The 17,733-nt window shown below is 61.1% G+C and carries 16 protein-coding genes and 1 pseudogene; 11 read left to right on the forward strand and 6 right to left on the reverse strand.

The genetic code is table 11. The features are described 5' to 3' along the window. The first annotated feature begins 901 nt into the window (after positions 1-901). The 5 genes and pseudogenes from LB533_RS13690 to xth all read left to right on the forward strand — a co-directional run bounded on the left by LB533_RS13690 (position 902) and on the right by xth (position 4,923). Entirely contained in the window at positions 902-1,279 is a 378-nt protein-coding gene (locus tag LB533_RS13690) for a DUF6894 family protein (RefSeq protein WP_224677356.1), read from the forward strand. A gap of 71 nt (positions 1,280-1,350) precedes the next feature. Continuing rightward, positions 1,351-1,847: pseudogene (locus tag LB533_RS13695) on the forward strand (OB-fold nucleic acid binding domain-containing protein); the annotation flags it as partial. A 98-nt stretch (positions 1,848-1,945) separates the two neighbouring features. Next, positions 1,946-2,131 carry a DUF3606 domain-containing protein gene (locus LB533_RS13700; RefSeq protein WP_224677357.1) on the forward strand — a complete coding sequence of 62 codons (186 nt, stop codon included), beginning with the start codon at positions 1,946-1,948 and terminating at the stop codon, positions 2,129-2,131. Between the two features lie 55 nt (positions 2,132-2,186). Further along, complete coding sequence (gene ligD, locus LB533_RS13705) at positions 2,187-4,088, forward strand: DNA ligase D (RefSeq protein ID WP_318012496.1); 1,902 nt, start codon at positions 2,187-2,189, stop codon at positions 4,086-4,088. Between the two features lie 4 nt (positions 4,089-4,092). Next, positions 4,093-4,923 carry an exodeoxyribonuclease III gene (gene xth, locus LB533_RS13710; RefSeq protein WP_140642196.1) on the forward strand — a complete coding sequence of 277 codons (831 nt, stop codon included), beginning with the start codon at positions 4,093-4,095 and terminating at the stop codon, positions 4,921-4,923. Positions 4,924-5,226: 303 nt separating this feature from the next. Here xth and LB533_RS13715 read toward each other — a convergent pair whose 3' ends face one another. Next, positions 5,227-5,700 (reverse strand): Lrp/AsnC family transcriptional regulator, encoded by a 474-nt coding sequence (locus LB533_RS13715; RefSeq protein WP_224677359.1) that lies wholly within the window; start codon positions 5,698-5,700, stop codon positions 5,227-5,229. Positions 5,701-5,825: 125 nt separating this feature from the next. On the opposite strand from LB533_RS13715, the gene LB533_RS13720 reads away from it, so the two are divergent. After that, positions 5,826-8,222 (forward strand): transketolase, encoded by a 2,397-nt coding sequence (locus tag LB533_RS13720; protein WP_224677360.1) that lies wholly within the window; start codon positions 5,826-5,828, stop codon positions 8,220-8,222. A 52-nt stretch (positions 8,223-8,274) separates the two neighbouring features. Here the strand turns inward: LB533_RS13720 and LB533_RS13725 are convergent, their stop codons facing one another. Together LB533_RS13725 and LB533_RS13730 are read right to left on the reverse strand one after the other, a co-directional pair. Further along, a complete protein-coding gene (locus LB533_RS13725; protein WP_224677361.1) occupies positions 8,275-10,389 on the reverse strand; it encodes a relaxase/mobilization nuclease domain-containing protein in 2,115 nt (704 codons plus the stop codon). Beyond that, positions 10,389-10,793 carry a plasmid mobilization protein gene (locus LB533_RS13730; RefSeq protein ID WP_224677362.1) on the reverse strand — a complete coding sequence of 135 codons (405 nt, stop codon included), beginning with the start codon at positions 10,791-10,793 and terminating at the stop codon, positions 10,389-10,391. Before LB533_RS13730 ends, LB533_RS13725 begins: the two co-directional genes overlap by 1 nt. Positions 10,794-11,055: 262 nt before the next feature. Here LB533_RS13730 and LB533_RS13735 point away from each other — a divergent pair, with 262 nt between their 5' ends. The 4 genes from LB533_RS13735 to LB533_RS13750 all read left to right on the forward strand — a co-directional run bounded on the left by LB533_RS13735 (position 11,056) and on the right by LB533_RS13750 (position 13,175). After that, a complete protein-coding gene (locus LB533_RS13735) occupies positions 11,056-11,754 on the forward strand; it encodes a ParA family protein (protein ID WP_140642204.1) in 699 nt (232 codons plus the stop codon). Then, positions 11,754-12,089 carry a hypothetical protein gene (locus tag LB533_RS13740; protein ID WP_224677363.1) on the forward strand — a complete coding sequence of 112 codons (336 nt, stop codon included), beginning with the start codon at positions 11,754-11,756 and terminating at the stop codon, positions 12,087-12,089. The genes LB533_RS13735 and LB533_RS13740 overlap by 1 nt, the downstream gene beginning before the upstream one ends. Before the next feature lie 306 nt (positions 12,090-12,395). Beyond that, positions 12,396-12,755 (forward strand): helix-turn-helix domain-containing protein, encoded by a 360-nt coding sequence (locus LB533_RS13745; RefSeq protein ID WP_224677364.1) that lies wholly within the window; start codon positions 12,396-12,398, stop codon positions 12,753-12,755. 180 nt (positions 12,756-12,935) lie between these two features. Continuing rightward, positions 12,936-13,175: a WGR domain-containing protein gene (locus LB533_RS13750; RefSeq protein WP_224677365.1), complete on the forward strand. Its 240-nt coding sequence runs from the start codon at positions 12,936-12,938 to the stop codon at positions 13,173-13,175. A 147-nt stretch (positions 13,176-13,322) separates the two neighbouring features. Here the strand turns inward: LB533_RS13750 and LB533_RS13755 are convergent, their stop codons facing one another. After that, entirely contained in the window at positions 13,323-13,649 is a 327-nt protein-coding gene (locus LB533_RS13755) for a DUF736 domain-containing protein (protein WP_224677366.1), read from the reverse strand. Positions 13,650-14,546: 897 nt separating this feature from the next. Between LB533_RS13755 and LB533_RS13760 the strand changes: the two genes are divergently transcribed. Further along, positions 14,547-15,413, forward strand: coding sequence for an alpha/beta fold hydrolase (locus LB533_RS13760; protein WP_224677367.1), 867 nt, complete (start codon positions 14,547-14,549; stop codon positions 15,411-15,413). 64 nt (positions 15,414-15,477) lie between these two features. Here LB533_RS13760 and LB533_RS13765 read toward each other — a convergent pair whose 3' ends face one another. Both LB533_RS13765 and LB533_RS13770 read right to left on the reverse strand, forming a co-directional pair. Next, positions 15,478-16,401, reverse strand: coding sequence for a DUF2493 domain-containing protein (locus tag LB533_RS13765; RefSeq protein ID WP_224677368.1), 924 nt, complete (start codon positions 16,399-16,401; stop codon positions 15,478-15,480). 305 nt (positions 16,402-16,706) lie between these two features. Continuing rightward, positions 16,707-17,732 carry a toprim domain-containing protein gene (locus LB533_RS13770; protein WP_224677641.1) on the reverse strand — a complete coding sequence of 342 codons (1,026 nt, stop codon included), beginning with the start codon at positions 17,730-17,732 and terminating at the stop codon, positions 16,707-16,709. Position 17,733 lies beyond the last annotated feature (1 nt).

A 17,733-nucleotide genomic window follows, 5' to 3' on the forward strand; every position in this document is an offset into this window, starting at 1 on the left:
CGAGTCTGGTCACTTAGGCTAGATCCGGCTAAAGAGCCTTGTCGCACAATCCGGATCCTCACATCTCGAAAATTCCGAACCGGACTCGCATTCACCAGCTTTCGTGGGTCCACAACTGGGCGATCGGGCTGACCAATTGCCATTATCTCTAGCGATTGTCTCGGCAAGGTACGAACGGTTGGATTGCCGTTAATCGGCAAGGGAATATCAGCTTCCATGTGCAGCTTTCCAAACTGGAACCTTTTCCATTTTCGGCGATTCATTTTGCATGTCCGAAACCGCACCGGTTGCCGCTCCCATACTGCCTGAGGGAAGCCCCGACAGGGAAGTGAACTGCGAAGTTGCAATAGAGACCGCCTTCGCGGCTTTGGTAGCCTCTTCGATCGCGCAGGGGTGGTCAGCAGAGGAAACGGCAACGGCGCTCCTTAACCTCGCCACTGCACATTTAGCTAAGCTCAAAGCCGCGATCACCTAGCTGATGGCCAAACTGCCTCACGTTTCGGCATGCCGATGCCGATTGTTGGTTGCGCGGCTATGCGTCCTGGCTCAGCGTAAGAATTGCGAGGCGTGAGCGGCATGTGGTTGGGCATTCAGAGAGCCTGACAGGCGCGACCGAAACAAGCCAGGCGATATAAAGCCCGTCACTCTGCGCGAGGTGGCTATCCCTGCGGGCTGAGACGCACCAACCGCTATTGCCGCGACTACAAAAAGGGATGAATTCGAATCGGAAGCGATGCCTACAACGCTGTCCCCAGTGACACATTCGCCCCGTCCCTTTTTGCCTCGGGACTGTTCACGAAGTAGCTTCTCTTCACAATCACAGAGCGAGGCTCGAGTCAGTTCAGGGAGGTTTTAGCTGAATTGAATGTTTCATTGGTTGTGAGGCAACCGATAATAGCAGATGACGGTGTGCCCGGAGCGCAATCGAGGAGTACTTGCCCTAGAAGAGGAAATCATTTGGCAATGGGCCAGAACTTTGACCCTGTCCCGCAAGCTTAACCGCCAGGGAACAAACCTTGGAGACGCAAGTTGGGGCTGGAGTATGCCACGATATTTTTTCGACACGATTGAGAATGGTCAGATCATCCCCGATGATCAGGGCCTCGAAATGTCCTTGCCCGAGATGCGGGAGGAAGCGAACCGCGTTCTGCCTGAACTCGCAGTAGAACATCCGCTGCTAGCAGACCGCAATGAGTTCGTCGTGCGGGTTCGCGACGAGAGCGGGCGTGATGTATACGAGGTCAGCTTGATCCTGGCCGCAAAGTTGCTGCTTACATAGCAGGTTCCGGGAAACTTGCCGCGCGCCGCAATCGACCGAGTTGCTTCAGCTCAAGGGCGGCGACACGGCCCTTCCTGCGCGAAGATCTTCGCCGCCGCAGCATCGTTTCATGCGCCGAGGCGATGGAGGCGCGCGACGGGCGCTGGCTGGAAGCGGCAGGCATAGTACTCGTCCGGCAGCGCCCGGGCTCGGCCAAGGGCGTGATGTTCATCACCCTTGAGGACGAGACCGGCATCGCGAACCTCGTCGTCTGGCCGCAAGTGTTCGAGCAGCACCGGCGCACGGTTCTGTCGGCGGGCATGATCGCGGTAAGCGGCCGCATCCAGCGTGAGGGCGAAGTGGTCCACCTCGTGGCTCGGAAGATTAGCGATCTTTCAGCCGAGCTCGCCAGCATCGGCGAACGCGAGGGCAGCTTTCCCCTGCCGCACGCCCGCGCGACCAGGTGCGCAATGGCGGCTCGGGACCCGATCCGCGCGAGCTGCCGCCCAAGGGGCTGCGCAGCCGCGACATCTACCTACCCGACCTCCACATCGACAACCTCAAGGTCAAGACGCGGGATTTCAGGTGAAACGTCGAATTTCTTGTCCGGCTCAGGATCGCAAGTCTTACCAAAGCGTTACAGGTCGAACGTCGTGACAGCGCAGCTATGGAACAGGGGAGACGATAATGGCGGACAACAAATCGAAGCGAGGCGCCGCAGACCGTCGGCAGGTCTCCGGGGGTGAAGGCTATGAGGTCAATTATTTCGGCCGCAAGCACGGTATCAGCAGAGAGCAGGCCGAAGCCCTGATCAAGCGGATCGGTAACGACCGCGATAAGCTCAATGCCGCCGCGGAGAAACTGAAGAAATAGGCTGCGTGTTCGCAATGACGCATTGCATAGTTCGGTCTGAACAGGGTCAAGTCAAGTGAGCAAGTCAGCTTTGCGTCGGCCCACAATCAAAGGATCTTCAGCTCCCCCTGCGAAGCCAGCCTCGCGCGGGGCAGCCAAACTTGCGCCACCCGCGTTCCGGCCGGTCCAGCTTGCAAAACTGGTGGACACGGTTCCCCCTGGCGATCGCTGGATCCACGAGATGAAATACGATGGCTACCGTATTCTTGTCGCCGTGGGCGGCGGCGAGGCGCGCGCCTATACGCGCTCCGGCCTGGACTGGTCCGGCCGCTTTCCGTCCATTTTGGCGGAGGCGCGCAAGCTCAAGGTTCGCTCTGCCCTCATCGACGGAGAGGCCGTCGTCACCGACGCCGAGGGACGATCCAGTTTCCAGGCGCTGCAGAACGCGTTGAAGGGCGCTCCCGCGAGCATCGATTTTTATGCCTTCGACCTGCTCCAACTCGACGGGGAAGACCTGACGAGGCTGCCGCTGCTGGAGCGCAAGGAGAAACTGGAGGCAATTCTGCCGGCGAAGAGCCCCATCCTTCGCTACTCCGATCATATCCAGGGTCGGGGGGAAGAATTGCTGAACCGCTTCTGCGACGCCGGCCTTGAGGGGGTTATCTCGAAGCTGGCGGATTCGGGCTATGTCGGCGCCCGCGACGGAAGCTGGCTGAAGATCAAGTGCATCAAACGTCAGGAATTCGTGCTCGTAGGCTGGACGCCGTCAGACAAGGATCGCGCGTTTCGATCGCTGATCCTTGGGGTCCATGACGGCGGAAAGCTGCGCTATGCCGGCAAGGTCGGGACCGGCTTCGATACCGCCGGGATGGCCCGGCTGATGAAGACCATGGCGCTGCTCGAGCAGAAGGCCGCCACCGTCGAAGCACCGCGCGCGGAGGTTCGCCGCGCGCACTGGCTGCGTCCCAACCTTGTCGCCGAGATCGCCTTCACCGAGATGACCAATGAAGGAACACTGCGCCATCCAAGCTATCTCGGCTTGCGTGAGGACAAGAAGCCCGAAGCGGTTGTGCTCGAGACGGAACACCGCACAGCGACGCTGCCGCCGCCGGCGACAAGCGCGGTCGCGATCAGCAATCGCGGCCGCGTAATCTACCCCGAATCCAACATCACCAAGGGACAGCTTGCCGATCATTACGCCGATGTTGCTGCGATCATGCTTCCCTGGGCGGGCAGCAGACCAATCAGCCTGGTCCGCTGCCCGCAGGGCCGCGCCAAGAAATGTTTTTTCCAAAAGCACGACGCTGGCAGCTTCGGCGACAAGGTCCATCACGTCGGGATCACCGAAAAGGACGGCCATGAGGAGCCCTACCTTTACGTCGACGACGCCGAGGGGCTTGTGACCTGTGTCCAGATGGGAACGATCGAGTTCCATGGATGGGGAGCGCGCATCGAAGACGTCGAGAAGGCCGACCGCCTTGTGTTTGACCTCGACCCCGACGAGGGACTGAATTTCGAGGCGGTTCGCGCTGCCGCATTCCAGTTCCGGGGTATACTGAAATCCCTTGGATTGACCACTTTCCCGATGCTAACGGGCGGCAAGGGCGTGCATGTGATCGCGCCGCTTACGCCGCGAGCTGAATGGCCTGAGGTGAAGGCCTTCGCCTCCCGGCTTGCTCAGGCGGTCGCGCAGAGCGACCCTGCCCACTTCACGGCCGTTTTGTCGAAGGCCAAACGCAAGGGACGGATCTTCGTCGACTATCTGCGCAACCAGCGCGGCGCAACGGCAATCATGCCTTATAGCGCCAGATCGCGGCCGGGCGCCCCGGTCGCAGCACCTGTCACCTGGGCGGAGATGAAGACAATCGATGCGCCCTCTCATTTCCATGTCGGTGATGCGCCCGAGTTGAAGAAGCGCGCCGCATCGAAGGCCCTCGCGGGATGGGGCCGGGCCGATCAGTTCCTGCCGGACCTGTGAAGCCATGAGGATCGCGACCTACAACGTCAACGGCGTCAACGGGCGCCTGCCGGTGCTGCTGCGCTGGCTGGAAGAGGCAGCGCCGGACATTGCCTGCCTCCAGGAACTCAAGGCGCCCGAGGAGAAGTTCCCGGAACGGCCGATCCGCGACCTCGGCTATGACGTGGTCTGGCATGGCCAGAAAAGCTGGAACGGCGTCGCGATCCTGAGCCGCGTCGGCAAAATCCACGAAACGCGGCGCGGCCTTCCGGGCGACCCCGACGACAGCCATAGCCGCTACATCGAAGCAGCAGTCAACGGCATCCTTATCGGATGCCTTTATCTTCCGAATGGCAATCCGAGGCCCGGCCTGAAATTCGACTACAAGCTGCGTTGGTTCGATCGGCTCATCGACCACGCAGCCGAACTCGTCGGGTCCAAACAGCTAGTGGTGCTGGCAGGCGATTTCAACGTCATGCCGACCGAACTCGATGTCTACAAGCCCGAGCGCTGGCTGGACGATGCTCTGTTCGCGCCCGAGGCGCGCGCCGCCTATGCGACGCTGCTCAAACAAGGCTGGACCGACGCGCTGCGCGCGCGTCATCCCGGTGAGAAGATCTACACGTTTTGGGACTATTTCCGCAACGCCTTCGGCCGCAACGCAGGCCTGCGCATCGACCACCTTCTGCTGAGCCCGTCGCTCAAGAAGCGGCTGATCGACGCGCAAGTCGACGTCGAGGTGCGCGGCTGGGAAAAGAGCAGCGATCACGCGCCGGTCTGGATCGAGCTCTCGCAAAAGGCACCGCCTCGCAGCCGTTCGGCGCCTGACGAACGAAGCAGCTCCGGTCCCGGCTAGGGCCTTCGTTACTCACCGATGATGAAACCTTCCCGCCACATAGCTGCGGCGCCGACAGGCTTCGTGCGCCTACAATGCCTACGCCCAAATCGCTGCAGCATTCAGCAGCGCGTCCGAGACAGGTGCGATGGCATTGACCGTAGGCGGACCGAGCCAATCCCACAGAAACATTGGTGGTATTTTGTTGGTCTGGACTACCGTTGTGCGGGCCCTCAACTGACCGAAAAACCGGGTTTTCTTAATTGAAATCCGTCTCGAACCTGCTTAAGGGCAGGCCAGTAGGGCGCCAAGTATATTGGTGACCTAAGCGTCGATTGGCAGTCCATGAGCATGTTTCACTTGACCAAGGGCAAAACTCGACTCGATTGATGCCACGCCATCGAGTCTAGTGAGCTTCTGCTTCAGGAATGCTTCATAAGCCTCCAAGTCTTTGACGACGACGCGCAGCAGGAAGTCCATCTTGCCAGTCATCAGATAGCACTCCACGACTTCCGGCCAGCGCAGGACAGCATTTGAAAATCGATCCAGCTCTTCTTCCCGTTGTCGTTCCAGCTTGACGGACGCAAACGCGCTGACAGGTAATCCAACCTTCACCTGGTCGACGATTGCTACATACGCTTTGATCACGCCAGATTTCTCCAGCATCCGCACCCGACGCGCGCAAGGTGATGGAGACAGACCGGCGATCTCGCCGAGGTCTTCTGTTGTCGCGTGAGCATCCGACTGAAGCGCCGCCAACAACTTGCGATCGATATCGTCAATGACGCTTTTTGGCATGACCTTCTGTTCCTTGCATCGAAATTGGCTTGAACTCACCGATATGGCCTTACCTGATAGCAATTTTAGCTGCAATCGCCCCGCCGATTTTCCTATCCTCACCATATCAAATGATGGAGCAGGACATGGACGATCCTAAACTTGCGTGCCTTGAGGCTCTCGAGCGGAAGGTGCTGTGGTTGTCCACATGGATGATCCACAATGCCAACAATCTTCGACCCAATGACGACGGGCTCAAAGTTGGAGGCCACCAGGCATCGTCGGCATCGCTCGCCACCATTATGACGGCGCTCTACTTCGCGGTCTTGCGTCCTGAAGACAGGGTCGCGGTGAAGCCGCACGCAAGTCCGGTCTTCCATGCCATTCAGTATCTCTTCGGCAAGCAGACACGCTCGAAATTGGAATCGTTCCGCGGCTACGGAGGGGCGCAATCTTATCCATCACGCACGAAGGATACCGACGACGTGGACTTCTCGACGGGCTCCGTCGGCCTGGGGGTCGCACAGACGCTGTTTTCCTCATTGGTGCAGGATTATCTTCGAGCCAAAGGCATGGCCTGCACTCTCGCCGAGGGCCGCATGGTCGCGCTCATCGGCGACGCCGAGATGGATGAGGGTAACATCTTTGAAGCTCTGCTTGAGGGATGGAAACACGGACTGCGCAACACCTGGTGGATCGTCGACTACAATCGACAAAGCTTGGACGCGGTGGTGCGGGAAGGGTTATGGGAGCGCTTCGTCTCGCTGTTTCGCGATTTCGGTTGGGAGGTGGTGATCCTCAAATACGGTTCCTTCCTCGAGGAAGCCTTCCAGGAACCCGGGGGCGAGGCTTTGCGAAGCTGGATCGACAACTGTCCCAACCAGCTCTACTCGGCTTTGGCCTACCAGGGCGGGGCGGCATGGCGAAAACGCTTGATCGATGATCTTGGGGATCAAGGCCTGGCTTCCAAGCTGATTGAAAGCCGCTCCGATCAAGACCTAGCGCGTTTGATGACCAACCTCGGTGGGCACGACTTGCGCTCATTGTTGCAGGCCTTCCAGGACGCGCGCGAGCACGATCGCCCGGTTTGCTTTGTCGCCTACACGATCAAGGGATTCGGCCTGCCGCTGGCGGGCCACAAGGATAACCATGCGGGGCTGATGACCTCAAAGCAGGTCGAGGAACTGCGCGCTAGCCTTGGCGTTCGGCCCGGTTACGAATGGGATCCATATGAAGGTCTCCTGCTGCCCCCCGAAGAACTGGCCGCTTTTGTACAGGCGGCCCCATTCAACGCCCGGCGCCGAGCGCCCCATCAGGCCGGGAAAATCGCTGTTCCTGCTGCCTTCACCACTGAGGTGCAATCGCCAGTTTCGACACAGCATGGCTTTGGAACTCTCATGCACGAGATCGCCAAGGCCGACACTGATCTCGCGAGAAGGATCGTCACCGTGTCGCCGGACGTGACCATCTCTACCAACCTTGGCGCATGGGTAAATCGCCGAGGTCTGTTTGCCCGGGAAGAGAAGGCCGACCTGTTCAGAAAAGAGCGGATTCCTTCGACCTTCAACTGGGAATTCTCGCCAAACGGCCAACACATCGAACTCGGCATTGCCGAGATGAACCTGTTTCTAACCCTCTCCGCTCTCGGGCTCTCCCATTCGATATTTGGCGAACGGCTGTTACCGGTAGGAACCCTCTATGATCCGTTTATCGAGCGCGGCCTCGATGCTCTGAACTATGCCTGCTACCAAGATGCCCGCTTCATTGTCGTGGCCACTCCCTCTGGGATCAGTTTGGCGCCTGAAGGCGGCGCACACCAATCGATAGCAACACCACTGATCGGCATGGCGCAGGACGGGCTTGCCAGCTTCGAGCCAGCCTTCGTTGACGAGCTTGCAACAATCCTGCGGTTTTCATTCGACTACATGCAGCGCGATGGAGATGGTCATGCCGATGCCGTGAGCTGGCTCAGGGACGCGACGGGTGGCTCCGTGTATCTAAGACTTTCGACGCGGCCGATCGAGCAGCCCAAACGCGTTGTTGATCAGGCGCTGGCTGAAGACATCCTCAGTGGAGGCTATTGGATGCGCAAGCCAGGACCAAATGCCCAGATCGTGGTCGCCTATACGGGAGCGATCGCACCCGAAGCGATAAATGCGATCGGGTTGATCGCGGAGGACCGCCGCGACGTAGGCCTCTTGGCCGTAACGTCGGCAGATCGCCTGAATGCCGGATGGACTGCTGCGCAGCGCGCAAGGGAGCACGGCCTGGCGCACGCACGAAGCCACATCGAACGATTGCTCGCCGGCGTCCCCTCCAATTGCGGGCTCATCACCGTGATCGATGGCCACCCTGCGACCCTTGCCTGGCTCGGGTCTGTCCAGGGCCATAAGACCCGGTCCCTCGGCGTAGAACATTTCGGCCAGACGGGCACCATCGCAGATCTGTATCGGCATTATGGAATTGACGCGCAGAGCATTGCACAAGCCGCGCAGTCGCTGGCGCCCGGAAGGCCAATCCGGCATTTGCGAGCCGCACTCTAAAATCTCGGCTCAACGAGGCACATGGCCAGCGGACGCTTGTGCGGTTCCTCCCCTACCGCTCGCGCTCGTCGCGATCACGCATGTGGCGCTGTTCCAATTGCGGCTCCAATTCGCGCAGGTGCTCTGGCGATCGTTGCGATGCATCAGTTTGCGAGGCACACCGCTCCGGGATTCCACTCGGCCTTTCAGCCGCCGGCTGCCCGGCTTCATTCATCCTTTCGGCGGCAATCCAACCGGGACGGTCACGGGCCTGACGAGCGCTCCCCAACCGTTCGTCTCGCGGGAGCTCATGGCTTCGGTCCAATGCCGCTTTGCCAGAAACCGGCTCGTGTGTCGACTTCGGTGGCGTTCGACCATCCTGCGGATCGGCCTCGGCCGACGTCGAAACGTCGCGGGGGGCGCCTGGGTTGCCGCGACCCACGTCGCCTGCGACAGGCTGTTGTTCGGAGAACCGGAGATTTTCCCGGCGGATGCTCATCACCTCGCGCGCGGCTTCTGTGATCTCGTGGAATCGGGCCCGCTCGCCCGGCCCGACGGAACGCTCAATGTCGGCCAGAATGGCCTCGACCCGTTTCTCATATGCCTCCAATTCAGCACGTGTCATCGCATGCATGGCAGCCTCGTCGCCTCCAAAAAGTTCTCGTGACAGATGTCCCTTAGCCTCATTCGTGTCCGGCCTTCGCCGATAGACCGCAGTCGCGTGGATTTGGCTAACCCGCAACGCGGCCCGGATTCGTTCGAGATGATCTTCAGCGAACTCGGCGACCTTCCTGACCGAGCTATCACGCGCAACTTCGCGCCATACCTGGGCAGCCGCTGCCGCGTATTGGGCACTCCGGCTGGACAGTGCTGCGTCAGGGATATTGGAACGCTTGGCTAGATAACGTTCCCGTGCCGACTGGCTGGTGCCCTCATGCTCGGTTCTCCCCGCATAGCTGACAGGCCGCACCTGGGTTCGAGTATAGGCGGGCGCACTTGCAAATTCGCGACGGTCCGTCAGCTCCATATTGATTCCGCGCTGTCGGGCTTTCTCGGCCATCAATGAGCGCCACGCCCGGAAGACCTGGGGGCTGGTCTCGATGCGTTCTCCTGTCTCCGAACGCATGGTGACGATCGCGTGAGCGTGGATATGCGGCCGCTTGCCACCCTGCGCCATTCCCTTTGGATCCCCAGCCGGATCGTGCATGGCGTAAGCGTAGCGATGCCCTGCGAATTGATCGCCCAGGAACTCCCGCACCGCATCTCGAAAGGCGGTTGGATCGGTGCCAGCGCGCGCGGACACGATTAGATGCATGACGTCACGTCCCTTGCGGCTTTGCATTTGCCTGCGCCAATGCCTCTGGACGAGACCGCCGGCCCGCTCGAAAGTAGCGATGCTGGTGCCCCTATCATCGCGCACCTGCCCATCGAAGCGTTCGACCATTTCACGAACCCGGCTCAGCGCGAAGGCAACGCCATTGCCGTGACCGCGAAATAGAATTCGCGCCTGCACGACGCTGCCGATCTTGCTCCTGTCGAACCGCTCCTGTGCGATTGCAGCAGCCTTTGCGTCGCCGCTCAGGCGCTCGCCGTCAGCCCCGCGCAATAGCAGGACCCCGTGCACTCGAAGATGAGTGCCGTCCACGTCTTCGATTGCATAGACAAAGCGGCGCTCTCCGAATGCGGCGCGCAGGACATGGCGAAAGATCTGGTCGCGATCGTTTTCCTGTGTCTTTGTGTTTACCGCTACCTGGAACAGACCAATGTCCCGGCTCGAGGCACGATTGTCGAAAAGATGCTCCCATTGCGTGCGCAGCTGCGAGAGGGCCGCCTTTCCGGTGATCTGCTCGCCCTTCTCGGTTTCGACCGCCAGTTCGCCATTCCGGGAAGTATAGCTGAGCATCGCGGCGACGCGCACGCCTCCACCATAGGAAGCGAGCTTGACCACCGCCGGCTGGCTTCCATGCGCCACGGCTATGATCCGTTGTCGAATCGACCGTTGGAGCTCGACGTCCCTGCGACGAAACGAAAGCCTGCCGCCGCCTTGTGTCTCGTCTGGGAACGCCGCCCCGCCCTTTCGACGCCACTCCCATTCATGGTGCTCGCCTCGTCCCAGCTGCAGTTCGTGAAGCAGCGCTGCGCGACGGCGTTCCCAGTCCCGTTCAAAAGCACCCAGGAAGAATTCCATTAGCGCGCACCAAGGCGGCGAGCCGAGCTGGCGCTCTTCGTCATCTGAGAGAGCTCGGCCGCGACCGTCAATGCAATGGCGCGGGCATCGTCCGCGGCTGCGGCTACATTCGAAGCCGCAGCCATGCGCCCAGTGTTGAGTGCGCGTATGGCCTGATTGAGAGCGTTGCCAACAGCACGCAAATCCTTGGCGAGGAGTTGCAGGATCGCCTGATCCTCCTCATTCAGAAACGGCCGGAGGCCCGCCCCCTCGCAAGCAAGCGAGCGGACGAAGGCCGAAACCGACAGGCCGGCGGTCTCCGCAGCCGACGCGATCGCGGCAAGTTCCTCTGGCGCGAACCGAACATGTGCGACCTTCTCCCTCCTCGCCGGCCGACCTGAAACCGTTGCGTTGGCTGGAGTCATGGACCGTCTGCCTCGCTCGCGGCCAAGCCGCGGATCGGGGGCTTGTCCCCCGATCGTCAGGAAAAATGTATCACATTTTTCCGTATCCTGCCAGCCAATATGACATCGGAAAAGAAGGAATTTGCCCAAAATGGCACTTTATCATTGTCATTTGGACATAGTTTTTCTACATTCATAGAAATTCATGTGCCCACGGACCCTTACTCGAGCAATCCTGGATTCGTGTGTGAGTAGAAACACACGCTCAGAGGAGAATTCGCGCATGCCTATCGTGATCTCCGCCATCAATGGCAAAGGCGGCGCCGGCAAGACCACTACTTTGATGAACATTGCCGGCGAGTATGCATTGCGCGGTACGGCGGTCGCGATGGTTGACATGGATGGTAGAAGCAATCTGACCAAATGGTGGAGCGACTGCCACGACAAGGCCGCGCAACCAGAAGGCATCAGCGTCTTCGGCCATAAGACGGCCAAGTCGCTGGATGCGTTCATTGAGCGCCACGCCCATCGTTTTGACTACCTCCTCATCGACACGCCTGGAGAGGATATCTCCACCATTGACCCTGTGATTGGACGGTCCGATCTGGTGATCTCTCCAATTCAGGCGTCCAAGCGCGAGGTCTTGGGCGCGATTGACTGCTTCCAGTCCGTCGTGAGGGTCAACGAGCTCCGCGGCGGGTCATGTCGCCACGGGGTCTTGCGCACCCGGATTTCGATGACTGTTCGACAGACGGAACTTTACCGCAAGATTCGTCCCATCATCGAGGACAAGGTCGGGACCTATCTCTTTAGGGCCGAGGTAATGGAACGCAACATCTATAAGGATATCCAGAACGGCACTGGCACTCTCCAGATGCAGGCGTTATCCGAGGCTGTAGCCAAAGCGCGCCGCGAGACGCAAGAAGTGGTGGGCGAGATCGATGCCCTGTTGAGCCCCCTTCCAAAAGCCGAGCACGCCTGATGGGCCGCAAGGAAAGCCTGTCCCTGGACGAGTTCGCACTCGCTGCGCGCAAGCAATCGCCGGGAGGTGACGAAGATCGCCCGCCCAATGACATCGGCACAGACCCCGAGCCCGACGGCACATCGCAGACTGGCAGCGACTTGAGGCAGGAGGCCAGGAAGGCCTTGCGCAGGATGAAGCGAGAGCGGGTGAAGGGGGAAAGTTGCTTTGTGAACGTGAACCTCGACCGAGCGACCAAGCGGCGGCTGAAACTGGCCTCCTTCACCGCCGAAACATCGATGCAGGCGATCATGGAACAGGCAATCGCAAAGTATCTTGACGACCTTGGCCTTTGATTATAGCCGATCGGCAGATCTCCCTTCATGGTCCTGGATGTGGAATTTGATCGCAGGCCCACTCACCTGCTAGGCTTGAGTTACGTCGGCTCTGTTTTTTCATGTATCGAGTAATTTGGGGCGAAGAGTCGCGTCTTATGGGCGCGCTTCGCGGCACACACAGGAGCGGGTAAACCCGTCGCAATGGCAATCAAGGACGTCCAGAAATACATAGACGAGCATGGACTCATCGAAACGGCAGACGTTGAGTCCGAGAAGCCGGTCTACAGGAAACCAGGTTTCGAAGGCATCCGGAGCTTCGGCGACATGGAGCAGGCTTTCAGTCGGTTCGTGCGCGAGCGTCGCGACGCCAGGCGACTCAATCGGGCGCAGATGGGGACCATGGTCGGCTTGCACGAGACGATCTTTGCACGTTACGAGCGCGCCTTTTCAAAGCTGCATGCGACCAGGCTACTTCACATCTGCGAGATTCTGGACTGCTCACCGATCGAAATGATCCATTACGCAGCCCCGCATTTTTTCGGTGAGAGTCGTCAGGAAGCCGACGACAAGCTGAAGCTGATCTTGCGTGTGCTTGATATGCCTGCTTCCACCGCCTCAAGCCTGTTGAGCCTTGTCGAGGGCCTCGTCAGCGAACAGGCCGGCGACCATCCGCGCGACCGGTGATTAGCTCGGAGGATTAGCCCTCCGGGAAAGCGGCCCCCCTTTGCAGACGTGTCGTCATGCTGCCCCCCTGGCCTTTCGTCCGATAAGGCGACATTCGATCAAGTTTTTGAATCGATGCCGAGCCACTGATTCGAAAGATGCATTGGACGCATCCCATGGCGAGGATCGATAGTCGGATGCATGAACAACGCGCCCGACCCCGTATTCCTGCGCCGTATTGATGGCGCTCGTGACATGGCACGGTTTTATGTCCTGTCATTGCAACCCACCCTGTTCGGCGAAATGTCGCTGGTCCGGCTATGGGGACGGATTGGCACGCGAGGCCGCCAGAAAGTCCACTTTTTCGAAGATTGCAGGCAGGCAGCCTCGGAGCAGTCGCGGTTGGCGGCACGAAAGATCAAGCGGGGTTACATGGGCTAAGATCGATGAAACCACGATCGTTACTAGCGCGCAGAACCTGCTTTCGACAAACGCCTTTCTGCGGGCCGCTTCACTCCTGCTCACGGTTGCTCTCACGGCCTGAGAGGCCAGATGCCCCGGCCGAACAGGCCGGGGCACTTGCGGACCTCAGTCGCCACGCCGGCTATTGGGACGGGACCAGATCAGCGAGAAGCCTTGGCCCTCCTCGTCTTCGAAAAGGTTGGCGTAGATCGGGGCGTTGAAGCTTGGATCATCGAGCTTGAGGCCCAGATAGTCGCGGCCATCGCTGGAGCGCTTGGACCAGGCAGCACCGATCTCAGCGCGGCCGACCAGCACGCGGTGTGTGGGGGCGTTCTCGTTCGTGGGGCGCTGGTCGGGGACGATGCGCACAGCCTTGACTTGGACGCTGAGCGTAACGATTTCGCCGGTGAACTCGTTGGAGCCGGTCTTCTCGAAAATACCGATGGTTGCCATTGTAGGTCTCCTTGTCCGATTTCCGAGCCCGCACCATTGCGGGCCTCGATGGCGATCAGCAGGCCGCAGGCGATCGACGACGCACCCGCAGGGGCCTGACAGCCAAGGAGGTCTTTCTTGTCTCGCGAGGAATGGCGGAGACCCGGGGGCTCCCGCGCGGCCTGTGGCGTGGGGTGGGTCCCGCAAGGGGAAGAAAGTCCGACGCCGCTGTTGCGTCAAAGGCGATCGAGGCGTCAGCCGGTCTTCGGCCAGATCAGGCCATCGAAGAGGCCGCGTGGAGCGGTAGAAGGTACGGCCAAACCGACCAATGGCGACCGTCGGGCAAGCAAGGTGACATAGCATCCAGAGGCACCGGCTTCGTCCCCTCGGTTCCGGCCATTTTGCTGCGTTCCACCCGGTTCTGCCAACGGGGAGGGCTCCCAAGTCCATGCGCATCACGGTTCGGTCAAATTCAACGATGCCGCATCTTGCGCTCCGAGTAGGCCACCAGCTGGATCCAATGGTGGTCCCGCGGCGATGCCGCCCTGAGCCGCGCGACGTGCCAGTTGATGGCCGCCGCCATGTCAGCGACCGGCAGGAATGTCGATACGCGGCAAGAGCTGTGCCCACGATCGAAAGATCTTCCAATCGTTCGAGGGCATGATCTGCTTCACGGCGCCGTGCGTCGGCGCGAGCGGCGAGCGGCGAGCGGCGAGCGGCGAGCGGCGAGCGGCGAGGCCGTTGGCATCAGGCCGTCAGCCGGGTCAAGGATCAGCGCACACGAGAGGCGGCGGCGCGTCATGCGACCGCCTGGGAACAGATGCGTGCGCGCGTCATTATCCTCCGAATCTGAGGCGAAGGGATGTGGGGCCTACCGCGCCTCGAAAGCGATTTGCAGACGGTGTTATCGAAGAGCTGATGTTCGCGGGCTTCAATCTGGAAACAATCGCACTGCCAGAAGCAATCCTCCGGGTGCGCGTGGGCGGGGACGGGCCGCCGATTTTGCTGCTGCACGGACATCCGCGCACGCATGCGACCTGGCACCGTGTGGCTCCGCTCCTGGCGGCGGACCATACTGTGATCTGCCCCGACCTTCGCGGCTTTGGCCAATCATCCAAGCCCAAGGACACCCCAGACCATGCAGGCTCTTCCAAACGCGCCAAGGCTCGAGACTGTATTGCGCTCATGAAGCATCTCGGATTTGCTCATTTCGGGCTTGTTGGTCACGATAGGGGCGCTTACACGGCGTTTCGGACCGCCATGGACCATCCGGAGTCGGTGAGCAGCTTGGCGATCCTGGAGGGAATTCCCATCGCGGAAGCACTTTCCCGTTGTGACGCGCGGTTTGCAACAGCCTGGTGGCACTGGTCCTTCTTCGCACAGGCCGAAATACCCGAACGTGCGATTTTGGCCGACCCCGACGCTTGGTACGGAGGGAGTCCCGAGGCTATGGGTCAGGAAGCCTACGCAGACTTCCGTACCGCCATCCACGACCCGGCAACGGTTCACGGCATGATCGAGGACTACCGGGCAGGGCTGGGGATCGATCGTCAGCACGATGAGGAGGATCGAGCCGCGCGCCGCATGCTCGAATGTCCGCTTCTCGTTCTTTGGTCCGCTCGTGACGATCTAGAGGATCTATACGGCGATATTCTAGCGATCTGGCGTTCCTGGGCCGCTGACGTGAGGGGTCATAGCCTGAACTGCGGCCACCACATGGCGGAAGAGGCGCCTGAGATACTGGCGCGTGAACTGCGTACGTTCTTCCGGTCCGCCAGGCAGTGATGCCGTCGACGAGTCGTGTCCCCAGACCGGCCCCTCCCATCTCCGATCTAGTCGATGAGGCGGCTTAAGCGCCGCCGAACTTCCACACCGGGATGCCGAGCCTCTTGGCCTTGTCGGCGAGATTGTCGTTGATGCCGGTTCCGGGAAAGTGCATCACGCCGTTCGGCACGATCTCCAGCATCGTGTCGTTGCGCTTGAAGGGCGCGGCGCGGCCGTGCTTCGTCCAGTCCGGCGCAAAGCCGATCTGCGGCACGTTGCGGTTCTTCGCCCACAGCGAGGCAATCTTCTCGGCGCCCTTCGGCGACTTGCCATGGACAAGCACCATGTCGGGGTGCTTCTCGTGAACTTGGTCGAGCTTGGCCCAGATCAGCCGGTGGTCGTCGAAGTCGAGCCCACCGGTGAGGACGATCTTCGGACCCGGCGGCAGGAGCACCCCCTGGTCGGCGCGTTTCTTCGCCATCAGAAAATCGCGGCTGTCGATCATCGCCGAGGTCAGATTGCGATGGTTGACCCTCGATCCGCTGCGCGGGAGCCAAGTCTTGCCGACGTGGCGTTCGTAGTGTTCGGCGGCCTGGTCGCGCATCAGCTCGAAAGCGTTTTGGCGTTCGATGAGCGTCATGCCCTCAGCGATCAGGCGCTCCAGTTCGACCGACTTCACCTCGCTGCCGTCCTGTTCTCGCTGCGACCGCTTCTGCGCCTGCTCGTTGTCGTCCAGCTCGCGCGCGATCCGCTCGGCGGCGCGGTGGAATACGTTGGTGGTCGACCAGAGGAGATCGTCGAGGTCGGGTTCGAGTCGCGTGTCCTCCAGGGTGCCGATCAGGGCGTCGAAGATGTTGGCGACGGCGCCCGCGACCTGGTTGCCGTCGGGCAAAAGCCGCTGGTCAGGCTCATCGGCGAAGGGGCGATAGCCATGGAGCTGGAGTTCGTTGAGGACATGGTCGGTGGATGAGGATTCGTGGTGCGGTTCGTAGTCGTCGTGCTCGCGCATGGGGATGCTCCGTCGGCTGGACCGCTACCGTCGCGGCCTTCGTGGCGACGAAGCCCACGGGCCCGACGGCCGGGCACGCGGAGCGCAAGCGCAGGGCTCGATGGCTAAGGCCGGCTATTTTGCCTCGCGATGGAAAGCGGCCTTGAGGCCGCGCCGGAAAATAGTCGGCCGCCGCCATTGCCCGGCTGGCCGGCTTGTGGGCCGATCGCTCTCTCGAAGGCCGAGACACGGTCCTCTGCGAAGCATGGACGCATCCGCCGAGCACGGCGGCGATCCGCACGCCTGTCCTCCTTCGTCTATGTCGCCTACGCCATGAAGCGGCCCATCTCCTGCGGCCCGATCTGCAACCGGGCTCCCCTGCGCAGTGCGTCCAGGCCGAGGGTGCACAGATCCTCGTTGAAGTCGCCGAGTTGGGGCGAGATCACGATCGACTCGATCCCAGCCGCGTTCGCCCGTTCGACCAGCCTGTCCCGCGCGCGATCGCCGGCGGAATCATCGTCGCGCAGAATATAGAGCCGCCGCAGCGTGTCGGGGAAATGGATCGCCGCGAGATGGGCTGCCGAGAGTGCCGCGAGCATCGGCATGTCGGGCAGGACCTGCCGGATCGACAGAACGGTCTCGATGCCTTCGCCTGCCGCTAACACCTCGCCACCAATGCCGAAACGGACCGCATTGCCAAGAAGGTCGCCCATCGCCCGTCTCGGCGTGTCGATAGGCGCCTTGTCGCGGCGTGTCGGGTCGAGCCAGGTGCGATGCACCCCGCTGATCCGGCCGTCGAGGTCGGTTACGGCCGCGATCATGGCCGGCCATATCTCGATCGGCGAATGCTCGTCCGGACGATAATAGCAGCGCGGGTGGAAGCGCAGGTTTCCGGTTCCGCGTAGATCGGTAATGCCGCGTTCGCGCAAATACAACTGTACGAGCGTGCCCGCGATCGGCCGCGACATATCGAACAGGCGGCGGGCGGCTACGGGTGAACGATGCGGCGGTGCGGGCTGACGGACTGCGGCCGGCGTCGGCCCGGGCAATGGCATGCTGAGGAAGGCCCGCGCCTCGTCGGCAATTTCCTTGAACCTGAGCAGACCGCAGCTTTCCCGGATCACGTCGAGGAGATCGCCGTGCTCGCCGGTGGCGGCATCTACCCATTTGCCGGCCGGGCCCTTCGGCGAGTCCTCGAGCCGAACAAACATGGAGCGGCCGGGCGTGTTGCGCACATCGCCTACGACCCAGTAGTGCCCCTCCCGGTGACCGACGGACAGATAATGACGGCACACTGCCTCGGCCTGCCGGCCAAGACGGTGTGCGAGGTTGGAAGCGTCGTGAAGGGTAATC

The organism is Mesorhizobium sp. BR1-1-13 (genome assembly GCF_020165515.1).
Lineage (GTDB): Bacteria > Pseudomonadota > Alphaproteobacteria > Rhizobiales > Rhizobiaceae > Mesorhizobium.

What these genes read in the sequence shown, in the direction of transcription:
- LB533_RS13690 (WP_224677356.1), top strand. Translation starts at nt 902, where the DNA reads ATGACGGTGTGCCCGGAGCGCAATCGAGGAGTACTTGCCCTAGAAGAG.
- LB533_RS13700 (WP_224677357.1), top strand. Translation starts at nt 1,946, where the DNA reads ATGGCGGACAACAAATCGAAGCGAGGCGCCGCAGACCGTCGGCAGGTC.
- xth (WP_140642196.1), top strand. Translation starts at nt 4,093, where the DNA reads ATGAGGATCGCGACCTACAACGTCAACGGCGTCAACGGGCGCCTGCCG.
- LB533_RS13715 (WP_224677359.1), bottom strand. Translation starts at nt 5,700, where the DNA reads ATGCCAAAAAGCGTCATTGACGATATCGATCGCAAGTTGTTGGCGGCG.
- LB533_RS13720 (WP_224677360.1), top strand. Translation starts at nt 5,826, where the DNA reads ATGGACGATCCTAAACTTGCGTGCCTTGAGGCTCTCGAGCGGAAGGTG.
- LB533_RS13725 (WP_224677361.1), bottom strand. Translation starts at nt 10,389, where the DNA reads ATGGAATTCTTCCTGGGTGCTTTTGAACGGGACTGGGAACGCCGTCGC.
- LB533_RS13730 (WP_224677362.1), bottom strand. Translation starts at nt 10,793, where the DNA reads ATGACTCCAGCCAACGCAACGGTTTCAGGTCGGCCGGCGAGGAGGGAG.
- LB533_RS13735 (WP_140642204.1), top strand. Translation starts at nt 11,056, where the DNA reads ATGCCTATCGTGATCTCCGCCATCAATGGCAAAGGCGGCGCCGGCAAG.
- LB533_RS13740 (WP_224677363.1), top strand. Translation starts at nt 11,754, where the DNA reads ATGGGCCGCAAGGAAAGCCTGTCCCTGGACGAGTTCGCACTCGCTGCG.
- LB533_RS13745 (WP_224677364.1), top strand. Translation starts at nt 12,396, where the DNA reads ATGGAGCAGGCTTTCAGTCGGTTCGTGCGCGAGCGTCGCGACGCCAGG.
- LB533_RS13750 (WP_224677365.1), top strand. Translation starts at nt 12,936, where the DNA reads ATGAACAACGCGCCCGACCCCGTATTCCTGCGCCGTATTGATGGCGCT.
- LB533_RS13755 (WP_224677366.1), bottom strand. Translation starts at nt 13,649, where the DNA reads ATGGCAACCATCGGTATTTTCGAGAAGACCGGCTCCAACGAGTTCACC.
- LB533_RS13760 (WP_224677367.1), top strand. Translation starts at nt 14,547, where the DNA reads ATGTTCGCGGGCTTCAATCTGGAAACAATCGCACTGCCAGAAGCAATC.
- LB533_RS13765 (WP_224677368.1), bottom strand. Translation starts at nt 16,401, where the DNA reads ATGCGCGAGCACGACGACTACGAACCGCACCACGAATCCTCATCCACC.